Source organism: Halomonas sp. Ps84H-12 (assembly GCF_024124725.1).
GTDB lineage: Bacteria > Pseudomonadota > Gammaproteobacteria > Pseudomonadales > Halomonadaceae > Vreelandella > Vreelandella aquamarina.
Genome location: NZ_JAMXSJ010000060.1, coordinates 1 through 11126, shown reverse-complemented (window position 1 = coordinate 11126; position 11126 = coordinate 1). Strand labels below are relative to the sequence as shown.

The 11126-nt window shown below is 56.6% G+C and carries 9 protein-coding genes; 2 read left to right on the top strand and 7 right to left on the bottom strand.

What is annotated here, in order from left to right; translation table 11 throughout:
- Both NH344_RS17385 and NH344_RS17380 read left to right on the top strand, forming a co-directional pair.
- On the top strand, positions 1 to 186 hold a 186-nt coding region (locus tag NH344_RS17385), incomplete at its 5' end, for a hypothetical protein (protein WP_253028223.1).
- Positions 187 to 318: 132 nt separating this feature from the next.
- Positions 319 to 1728 carry a PhoH family protein gene (locus NH344_RS17380; protein ID WP_044629273.1) on the top strand — a complete coding sequence of 470 codons (1410 nt, stop codon included), beginning with the start codon at positions 319 to 321 and terminating at the stop codon, positions 1726 to 1728.
- Between the two features lie 81 nt (positions 1729 to 1809).
- On the opposite strand, the gene NH344_RS17375 is transcribed toward NH344_RS17380, so the two are convergent.
- The 7 genes from NH344_RS17375 to NH344_RS17345 form a co-directional block, all read right to left on the bottom strand.
- Complete coding sequence (locus NH344_RS17375) at positions 1810 to 2808, bottom strand: YihY/virulence factor BrkB family protein (protein WP_230834965.1); 999 nt, start codon at positions 2806 to 2808, stop codon at positions 1810 to 1812.
- A complete protein-coding gene (locus NH344_RS17370) occupies positions 2808 to 4577 on the bottom strand; it encodes a complex I subunit 5 family protein (protein ID WP_253028222.1) in 1770 nt (589 codons plus the stop codon). Before NH344_RS17370 ends, NH344_RS17375 begins: the two co-directional genes overlap by 1 nt.
- A complete protein-coding gene (locus NH344_RS17365) occupies positions 4574 to 6079 on the bottom strand; it encodes a proton-conducting transporter membrane subunit (protein WP_139526590.1) in 1506 nt (501 codons plus the stop codon). The genes NH344_RS17370 and NH344_RS17365 overlap by 4 nt, the downstream gene beginning before the upstream one ends.
- Positions 6076 to 7566, bottom strand: coding sequence for a proton-conducting transporter membrane subunit (locus NH344_RS17360; RefSeq protein ID WP_253028221.1), 1491 nt, complete (start codon positions 7564 to 7566; stop codon positions 6076 to 6078). The genes NH344_RS17365 and NH344_RS17360 overlap by 4 nt, the downstream gene beginning before the upstream one ends.
- Positions 7563 to 8243 carry a DUF4040 domain-containing protein gene (locus NH344_RS17355; RefSeq protein ID WP_044629277.1) on the bottom strand — a complete coding sequence of 227 codons (681 nt, stop codon included), beginning with the start codon at positions 8241 to 8243 and terminating at the stop codon, positions 7563 to 7565. Before NH344_RS17355 ends, NH344_RS17360 begins: the two co-directional genes overlap by 4 nt.
- Positions 8244 to 8322: 79 nt before the next feature.
- Positions 8323 to 8988, bottom strand: coding sequence for an alpha/beta fold hydrolase (locus tag NH344_RS17350; RefSeq protein WP_253028220.1), 666 nt, complete (start codon positions 8986 to 8988; stop codon positions 8323 to 8325).
- Between the two features lie 72 nt (positions 8989 to 9060).
- Positions 9061 to 10830 (bottom strand): SLC13 family permease, encoded by a 1770-nt coding sequence (locus NH344_RS17345; RefSeq protein WP_137095006.1) that lies wholly within the window; start codon positions 10828 to 10830, stop codon positions 9061 to 9063.
- Between the last annotated feature and the right edge of the window lie 296 nt (positions 10831 to 11126).

Sequence of the window (11126 nt, the reverse complement as noted above, 5' to 3'; positions counted from 1 at the left end):
CTCAAGGCCGAAGTGTTTTCTACCCCCTCTGGAGAAGAGCGCCAGACGCCGAGGCACGAATACCAGACTTGTTCACCTCCTCAGGAGGACTATGCCGATGACACGCCGGAAAATGGGGAGACCCTAGCCATAGCAACGTTGAAATTAAGGAGTGGCGAAAATCCCAAATGCATTCCACGCTGTTAGAAATTGCTGAACTAAAAAACGGAATATAAGGAGAAAGGACACGCTAGAGAACCGACACAGGCACGTGTCATCTAAGCGTAAAGTGCGTCTGCCAGTGTCGATGTTGCCGTCAACCAAGGAGTAGTTTCCGCGATGGTACGACTCGATAAGAAAGCGACTAGGCTGTATGTCCTAGACACGAATGTCCTGATCCACGACCCCACTGCGCTCTATCATTTTGATGAGCATGATGTGGTTATCCCTATGACCGTGCTTGAAGAGCTGGACAAGCACAAAAACGGCATCCGCGAAATCGCCCGTACGGCAAGGCAAATCAGCCGCACCCTTTCCGACCTGACCAATCAGGTTACCTTCGATGAAATCCAGAAAGGCATCCCCATTCCCCGTATCAGCGGAGAATCCGGCCGCCTACACTTTCTGTGCTACAACGACTTAAAGCCTTTCGACTCGCTAGACGATAGCCCCGACAACCGAATCCTGGCAGAAACCTGCCGGTTGCGTGACGAACGCCCGGATGCGTCGGTCATTCTCATCACGAAAGACATTAACCTCAGGGTAAAAGCCGCCGCACTAAAAGTGCCGGTGGAAGACTACCTGAATGATCGCGCCTTCTCCGATAGCGATGCGATGATTGAAGGTGCCCAAGTGTACGCCTCGGCCGGGCAGGATGGCGCGTCGCTATGGGAAGCGCTCAACGTTGAAGTGACCGTCGAACGCATCGGCCACCATACCTTCTACCAACTCAGCGGCAATATGCCCCGCCACTGGCATGTCGGCATGTTGGTTTCTGATAGCGAAAACGGCGCAGAGTTCGAGGCTATTGTGCGCGAGATTTCGCCCTCCTCTGCCCGGCTTCAGCTGCTCACCAACTACCGTCACCATGCTGGTGTGTGGGGCGTCCACGCTCACGATAGCCGCCAGAACTTTACCCTCAACCTGTTGATGGACCCCGAGATTGACCTTGTCACCATTGCCGGTAACGCGGGCACCGGCAAAACGTTTATGACCCTGGCGGCGGCCTTCCAGCAGACCTTGGACGCCAAACGCTTTGAGCGTATCGTCTTCACCCGCGCGCCCATCCCTATGGGGGAGGATATTGGTTTCTTACCAGGTACCGAAGAAGAGAAGATGTCGCCGTGGATGGGGGCCTTCCACGACAATATGGATAACCTGCTGCGCAACGACGAGGGGGAGTCGAGCTGGGACAACGGCGCCACGCGACAGCTGATCGGCTCTAGGGTACAAATCCGCTCGCCCAGCTTCATGCGCGGGCGCACCCTGAACGACACCTTTTTGATCATCGACGAGGCGCAAAACTTCACCCCTAAACAGCTTAAATCGCTGGTCACCCGCGCCGGGCGTAACACCAAGATTGTCTGCTTGGGCAACGTCGGGCAGATCGACACACCCTACCTCACCGCCAACACCTGCGGCATGGCCGCCGTAGTAGAACGGTTTAGAGATTGGCCCCATGCTGGGCATATCACCTTGAAAAGCGTTGAACGCTCCCGTTTGGCACTGGCCGCCGAGGAGCTTTTGTAGCGCTCTATTCGCCTCTACCGTTAACCTTCACCGCCCAGCTCGCTGGGCGGTGGCACGATCGGTCTCTTAATCGCACGGTGGTCACTTTCTTGCGGTATTGTCACTATTCCAAGGGTTTTCGACGCCAATGGTATCGGCAGCAAACGCCTCGCGCTCGCCTAGAGGACGCGCTTCACCCACGGTGGTGTCATGACAGGTTTGGCGTTCCATTTCACTATTAAGCTCCGCACCAAACAGCACGACAAATGCTGACAACCAAAACCACAGCATCAGAGCCACCACCGCACCTATCGAGCCGTACAGTTCGCTAAAAGTCGAAAAGTAGCGCACGTAGAGTGACAACCCTCCCGAGCCCAGCAGCCACATAAGCGTCGCAAACAGCGTGCCGTAACTCAGCCAACGCCACTGCGGTGAGCGGCGATAAGGTGCAAAACGGTAGAGCAGTGCGATCAGCAGGCTCATCAATACCAGCAGCGCAGGCCAGCGTAGCCACTGCAGCACTCGATCCATAGGAGGCTCGATCATCAATCGGTCCACTAGCGCTGGCACAATGGCGATGAATCCCAAGGAGACCAGCGTCATGCAAATCAAGCCAAATGTCAGCGAAACGAGGACCACCCCTCGATAAAGCAGTGAACGCTGTTCTTGCTCGCCATATACCGCGTTGAGCCCAATGACCAGCACCGAGACCGCTTTCGAGGCAATGAACATGGCAATGAGCAGCCCCGCCAGCGCAGTCAGGACATTACCCGACTCGATGCTCTCGACCACGTCTTGCGCTTGCTGATCGATCAAGTTGGCCGCGTCCGGCGGCATGAAGCGGCTGATCGTATAGAGCTGCCGCCCCGCCTCGACAGGATCGAACAGTAGCCCCCACACCGAAATCACCGCCGCAATGGTCGGAAACAGCGCCAGCAGCGCGTAAAACGCCACCCCTGCGGCAAACATGGTGACCCGGTCTCGGCGCGCGGCGCGCACGACGCGCCACGCAATATCCTGCCAACCACGCTTTGGAATATCGTTGGGCACATCGGCACTTCGGCCACGCTCACCCAATGGCTCTCTTGCTTGTTGCCCCACTACTGTCCCTCCCAAATGAGCAAAAGTGCCAGGAGAACGGCCAACGCCATCATCAAGCCTCCACCATGCTGGCGCATCCATGACTCCACTGATAGTCCGCGCAACAACCCCTTCATGACCCAACGCTCACCCTTCAGCGCCAGCGCCACGGAGGTTGTTTTACCTCTTCCACATCGCGCGGCCAGTAAGCGTGCGGCGCTCAAGCCTAGAGTGGCAAGGGAATGGTATCCCCACCACCAATCCCCGGCAGGTGGCGTTGGCACATCAAAGCGGCGCAGCGCCAACAAGCCTAACGCCATGCCGACAACGCCTACCGGAAAAGGCCAAATAATGCCCAACCACTCGTTCAAGGGAGGAGCGATCACACTCCCCTCCGGTAACGGCAGCCACAGCGGTGTCATTAGCGCAGCGATCAATGCCGCTAGCCACGCCCCCCACTGAAACGAATGGCTGTTTCCTCGCTGCCGCTGCTGCCATTGTCGCCACACGCAGACCGTCACCAGCGCGGCCGTGCCCATCGCCGCCCAAGTCAATAGTGCGATAATGCGCTCCTGCTCGAACTCATAGAGCGCATGCTTCACCCCCCACTTGCTGAACATGCCTGCCGCGAGTGCGCCTGTCAGCGAAATGCCCGGTAGAGCAATCAAAAGAAACAGCAGCGAGGTGGGCCACTTGGGCATATGCTCACTCACACTGGTACCCATAAAGAGAGCGCCCTTCGCTAACGCATGGTGACCCGCAAACAAAATGATGGCAGGTAGCAAGGCCGGCCATACCGCTGGCACGACGATTCCCATACCCACTAACGCCGTTAACATGCCCATTTGGCTGATACTGGAGTAGGCCAAAATTGCTTTGGGATGCGACTGCCAAATGCCGTATAGGGCCGCACCAAATGCTGCTGCAAACCCTGCCACCAATACGACATTGCCAAACTGCATCATGGCAGGAGATAGCGACTCCATTCCCAACGGCAACACGGTCAACCAACCCAACAAGCCTGCCTTGATCATGGCGCCGCTGAGGACAGCGCTGGCGGGCGCGGGAGCCACGGGGTGCGCTAATGGTAACCAAACATGCAGCCCAATCACCCCCGCTTTCACGCCTAAACCCAGCCACAGCAACAGCGCCATCCACGCACCATGGTCTGCCGTGGCCAGGGTGTCGCGCACGCCTTTGAGTGTTAACGTATCCGAGGTGCCTGCGGCCCAGAGAAAACCACCTAATATCAAACCTTCACCGATAACGGCCAGCACAAGATAGGCCTTAGCCCCCAGCTTCGCAGCCGGAGTGCCGTTATGCACCACCAGCGCATACGCAGCGAAGGTCATCAGCGCAAAGCCAAAATAAAAACTGGCAATATCCTGTGCGACTATCAGAAGAATGTTGCCCAGCAAGGTTAGCGGCCACAGTAAGGTTAAACGCTGTAAACGCCGTTGTGCCGACGCATTCCCTACTTGTGCCTGACGCTGTTCATCGGCGAAGTAACCTCGTGCATGAAACGCCGCCATACTCCAAAGCAGAGCAGTAAAGGCTAGCCACGGTCGGCTGAGCGCATTCAGCTCCCAATACCCACCTAACATCCAAGCATCCATGGTCCACTGCACGTCACCCGCATACGCCAGCAGTAAAGCAGGCCAGGCAGCACTTACCCACAGCATCGAAATGAAATGACGCTGTTGAACAGGGACTCGGTAAGCGCTCCAAACGCTACTGCCTGCCACGATAAGCGGCCAGAGTAAGGCCACGGCCAACAGCAGTGAACTCATGGCAGGTACTCCCCAACGGCTACGCGCGTTGCCCAATCCAGCGGACTAAATGGCAACCCAGCCAACAAACCAGCCCCTATACTAATGACGGCCGTCAATACCGCTGGCCACAACAGCCATCCGTGGGTTTCCAGCCGCCCTAATGACTGCTCTTTAGGCCATTGCCCCTTGCCATGGGCCGGCCCCTCACGGAACCAGAGGCGGTGTACGATAGGGAGAAAATAAATCGCATTCAGCGTACTGCTTGCTACTAGCACGGCCACTACCCAGTACATATCTGCCTCGATAGCGCCCATGCCTAGGTACCATTTAGTAATGAACCCAGCGGTCGGTGGCAACCCGATCATCCCTAGCGCCCCCACCGTAAACGCTAGGCTAGTCAATGGCATGCGCTTGCCTGCACCGTCCATTTCATCGAGGCGATGAATCCCCAGCTCTTCTGCATAATTGCCAGCACAAAAGAACAGCGTCACTTTCATCAGGCCTTGGTGAAGCAAATGCGCCAGCGCGCCTATAGTCCCGAAAGGGCCAAACAAGCTAACGCCTAACACCACATAGGAAACTTGGCTAATCGTCGAAAACGCCAAGCGTGGCTTTAACTCCTCTTGGGCAATCGCCCGCAGCGACCCATAAATAATGGTGATAGACGCAGCGACGGCCAGCACGGTGGTGACGCCCAACTCCACGCTAAGTTCAATGCCGTATAGGTCGTATATGACACGCAAAATGCCAAACGCACCGGCTTTTACCACAGCAACGGCATGCAGCAATGCACTCACCGGCGCCGGTGCCACCATCGCCCTGGGCAGCCAGCCATGCAGCGGCACCATGGCTGCCTTCACCGCCAAGCCACCGACCAGCAGCGCAAAAATAAGGGTTAGCAAACCACGGTGATCATCCAGGTAGGGGGACAACCCTTGCTCTGACGCAAAAGAGTGATCGTTGGTTAAGCTGTACAGCAAGACAACGCCTAGCAGCAGCACGACGCCCGCCGTGAGGGTGTAACGCAAATACACTCGACCGGCCGCTAAGGCTTTTGCTGAACCCGCGTGCACCACGAGCGGGTAAGTTGAGAGTGTCAGCATTTCGTAGAAAATCAGGAAGGTAAACAGGTTTCCCGACAGGGCAATCCCTAGCGTACTGGTGACACACAGGCTGAAGAAGCCAAAGAAACGCTTCCGATTGGCCGCCCCTTCCAAGTACCCAATCGCGTAAATCGTCGTGCATAGCCACAGCAGTGACGAAAGACCCGCAAACATAACGCCGAGGGCATCCGCCCGCAGCACAAAATCAACGCCTCCCACGATTTGAAAGCTAAAGGTGTCTTCATAGCCTTCTGAAACACGCCCGACCATCACTATCACTAGGAGAATTTTAACGACCGCCGCCAGTAAGTTGATGCTCGTGCGGACACGTCGAGCCTCTTCTGGCAACGAGAAAATAATCACCGCCGCGAATAAGGAGGTTGCCAGCGTCGTCAGGGGTAACCAAGCCGCGTTCATCCACCACCTCCATGCAGCAACCCCAGCGGAAAGTGGGCGAGTAAGCCAAGCGCAAAGGCTGCTACCGCCAAACACAGAGCAATGGCATCCATGCCGGGCGCAAGCGGCTGATAATCGTGTCGCGGTGCGGTTTCATCAAACGAGTAGCGAAATACGCGAAACACGTAGGCAGCCGTCAATAGCGTGCCTGCCAGTAGGGCCGCCACGGCTAACCATTGCTGAGTCAGCACCATGGATTGAAGCAAGAGCCACTTTGCCGTAAAGCCAGCGCTGGGGGGTAGCCCCATTAACGTAACGGCAGCCATGCCAAAGATAAGTAGCGAAAGTGGCAGCCGACGACTGGTTCCTGCCAGCGCTTTCAGTGAGCTTTCACCCGTGGCAATGATCAAATTGCCTGCCGCCATAAACATGGCGGCTTTGGCTAGTGCGTGTCCCATCAAATGTAACCAAAACCCGTCCCATGCCAGCGACAAAGGCAGCGGTGCGATATTGGGACCTAATACCAGAGGAAAGGCCACCATCAAATAGCCCAACTGGCCCACAGTGGAAGAGGCAATCAACGTTTTGAGTGAATCGGCTCGCCAGGCCACCAATCCACCCCAAACAATCGCCAACATGCCCAACCAGGCCACCAAACGGGGAGCAAACAGCGTCTCCGGCAGCAAGATGCCCCACAGCATCATTAAAATATAGAGCGAGGCCTTAATGACGAGCGCTGCATGCAGTGCACTGACCGGCGTCCAAGCATTCTCGTGTACGGGGGTTAGCCAACCATGTAAAGGGAATAGCGCCGCCTTTAAGGCAAGCCCCGCGCCTATAAGGGCTGCTGCAACCCAAGTAAGGGGCTCTGGCTCCACCCGCGCTTCAAGTGCGATTAAATCTAACGTTCCCCATTGACTCATTAATAGGGCAACGCCCAGTAAAAACGCGAGCGACCCCACCAGAGCCAAAAGGAGGTAACGCATACCGGCCTGTAGCGCCGCAGACTTACCCGATAACAGCAACATCCCCACGGCCGCGAGTCCCATTGACTCCAACGCGGCATACAGAATCAACAGATCCGCCGCCAGCCAAATCAGTGAAAGCGCACTAACGAGCAACCCCATTAATGGCCATAACCAACGGACGCTGGCATTGGGGAGCGTTAGGCGAAGATAGCCAGGGGTATAAACGGCAACGGCGGCGGCCGTCCACTGGGTAATCAAGAGCATTAGAGCACTAAGGCCACTCAAGCGCAGCGTTAGCTCGATACCCGCCACCTCCCACTGCCAACGCAGCAATCCGACCTGTTGGTAGTCCAATACCATGACCCCTCCAGCCAGTAAAATCGGCAAGCAGGCCAAGGCCACCGGCAGCAAACGAGAGGGGCGAAACACGGCTCCGAGCGCACCAAACACCATCGGCAGCAGTAGGACAGCGGCGAGTGCCCAGTCCGTCATCCATAAGGGATCAAAGGTATTGTCGTACAGACCAAAGCGCCAGATCATGAAGGCGGCCTTACAGGGGCGTATTCATCGTTGAGGGCGGCGCTACCTTCCTGGTGCACTAGCTGGCGAAGGAGTAAAACCCCCAATAGCGACCCCAGCCAAGCGATGAGCAACCCCACCGTGATGAGCGCCTGGGCGCTGGGTGACGTACCCGCCATGCCTGCGAGCATCAAGAAAACGCCCGACCCAAGCACATTAAAGGCCATCAAGCGGCGCATCAGATGGTGGTGTAAAGCAAACGCCCCCATTCCCAACGATACAATGACCACAGAGGACAAAATAAGCGGATGCGCGGTCAGTGAAAGCGCCATATCAGGTAATAGAAACTGAGTCGCCACGCCTAGCATGATACTCCAGGCAATGATGAGCAGCCCCTTCGTCAAACGGTGTGGCCATTCGACGCGCGTACGATCATAACGAGGCATCCATAGCCTCTGACTGGGCAGTGTGCGTAAGACGTAAATAAAGCCACCCCCCGTGAGCGCACTCCCTAATATCACTTCCACCAAGGCCAGCCACGGGGCGTTCAGGTACCACCACGCTGCACTCATCAACAGCGCAAATAGCACCAAAAGCCAACACGCCCTTAATAGGTGGCGATCGAATAAGCACCCAATGGCGGTCATCAGTAGACAAACGGCTAACCCACTTTCAACGGTATCGATAGACGCTATCATGTGCCTCTGCCTGTCCCTTGCCGCGGTATTAATAGCAGCAGCGTACTATCAAAGGCACCGAACGCCTACTGCTCTCCCCTTAACCCAGCCGCTCGCTTAGCCATTTGCCGATATCGTTGACCTGCTGCGGACACAGTGCATGTGCCATGGGGTACTGGCGATAGTTGACGCTGTAGCCCATGGTTTTCAAACGATCGACGCCGCTGCGACCTAGCGTTTCGGGCACGATGGGGTCGAAGTTACCGTGATGGACTTCGATCGGCAGCTGACGGTTCGCCTCGGCAGGCTCGATGCTATCGGCAGTAGCAAAGTAGGTCGACATCGCCAGCAGCCCGCCTAGCGGCTGCGGGAACGAGAGCGCAGCCTGATACGCCACCGCGCCGCCTTGGGAGAAACCCGCCACGATGATCCGCTGGCTATCGATACCCTGATCGATCTGCTCTTGAATCAGCGCCTGAATACGCTCGGCGGATTTTTTCAGCTGAACTTCATCAACCCGGCGGCCCAAATCCATCGCCAGAATGTCGTACCAGGCGGGCATTACCATGCCGCCGTTAATGGTGACCGGCAGGCGCGGAGCATGGGGCATAATAAAACGCACATGCGCGTTTTCCGGCAGTGCCAGGGCTGGCACTAGGGGTTCAAAATCATGCCCATCGGCACCTAGGCCATGAATAATAAACACACACGCATCGGCGGGTTGACCATTTTTTGGCTCAATAATCAGTTCGCCTGGGGCTGTCATGGGTTATTTCCTTACTGATATTAAAAGCGTCACCCTAGCCTAAAGCAGCGCGGGGAGCGAGACATTAACCGCTTAAAACGGCCACACCAATGGAATCAGCGTGACCGCAATCACACCGGTCAGTACGTTTAAACCACCACCAACACGTAAAAAATCACTGACTCGATAGCCACCAGGACCATGCACCATCAAGTTAGTTTGGTAGCCGATCGGGGTCAGAAAACTGGCCGAGGCAGCAAACATCACAGACACCACAAATGGCATGGGGCTCACACCGAGGCTTTCTGCAGCCGCCATGACCACCGGAAAAATAATCACCGCCGCGGCGTTGTTGGTCACTAGCTCCGTGAGGAGCGCCACCACGCAGTAGGTACCCAACAGCAGCAACCACGGGCTGCCCGCCACCCACGACAGCACGCTGCCTGCCATGGCATCCGCTGCACCTGACGACTGTAACGCTGCCCCCACTCCAAACGAGGCGGCAATGGTTAATAACACCTGAGTATCTAAGCCCCGCTTAGCTGCCCCCACTGTGCAGCAGCCGGTCAGCAGCGCCATCGCCGCCCCCAGCATGGCAGCATTAAGCATGCTCAGGACACCAAACGCAGCCAGCAACACCGCGCCTAGCAAAATCCCCCAGGCCAGCGGGGCCTTCTCATGAATGGGCCGCGCCGAGCCGTTTAGCTCGCTGATCAGTAAGAAATCTTTCGACTGCCGATGGCGCTCGATAAACGGCGGGCGTGCCTCTAACAGCAATACATCGGCGGGCTGCAAGCGCACTTGGCCTAGGTTCCCTGTCACGCGCTCGCCGCCGCGGCAAATCGCCAGTACAGCAGCGCCGTATAGGGTTCTAAATCGACCGTCACGAATCCGCTGGCCAATAAACTGGCATTGATTGGAGACCACCGCCTCGACCAAACGGCGCTCTTTGAACTCTTTTTCTAGGCTAGAAGCGCCATCCCGAGAAGGGATCAGCCCACGAATCTGCTGAAGCTCTACAGCGGCATCCGAGGTGCCCACGAACACCAAACGATCCCCGCCTTTGAGTTGCTCCCCTGGCCCAACTACGCTGACCACGTTACCGGCGCGCTCGATCTCTACAAGGAACAGCTCCTGCAAGTGGCGCAGCCCCGCGTCTTCGACCGTACGGTCCACCAGTACCCCTGCCGGGTCTACTTCCATTTCAATAGTGAACTCGCGAGGATTGGCAAAGGCTTTAGCCGTGCCGCCACGGGCGGGTAATAAACGTGGGGCAAGGAAAATAAGATAAGCCAAGCCCGCTACCGCGACCGGAATGCCTACCCACGCCAAGTCGAATAACCCCATGGCCAAATCAGGGTAGCGCTCGATCAGTAGCCCATGCACGACCAAGTTAGTGCTGGTACCAAATAGCGTGATAGTACCGCCTAAAATAGAGGCAAAGCTCAGCGGCATGAGCAAGCGCTGTGGGGAAAGCCGCACACGGCGGCTCCAGCTCATGACGGCGGGAATATACGTCGCCACCACCGGGGTGTTATTGAGAAAACCGCTGAGCGATGCCACAGGTAACAATAGACGTGTTAGCGCGCCGCGCTCGCTGGTTGGCCGCCCCAGCACGTAGCGAATAATAAGATCGATACCGCCCGTTTCACGAATACTGGCCACCAGCACGTACATAAACGCCACAGTAAACAGGCCACTATTAGAGAATCCACCCAACGCCTGCTGTGGGTCAATCACGCCAAGCGTCATCAGCACCACCACCGCGCCCATTAAAATGATATCTGGCCCTAGGCGTGACAACGCCATCAACGGGAAGATAGTCAGCACGACTCCTACTGCAATCCAAGCATCCAGCGACATAACCCCACATCCTTTCTCAAGCCCACTCAACTGACATAACCGAACAATACGAAGAGCATTGTGCCGCCTAGCAGATATTCTAAAAAGTTATTTTTAGAAACACAGTAAGAAGAAAATAGAATATGGGGCGTGGGGCGTGGGGCGTGGGGCGTGGGGCAGATAATAATCCACAATCGAGTAGGAAGGGGAGTCGCCTCCCCTGTCCTCTCACACCACCGGGCATACGGTTCCGTACCACGGCGGTTCATGAACAACGTTTGAGCCATCTTACCGTATCCAGTATCGATATCAGGCCC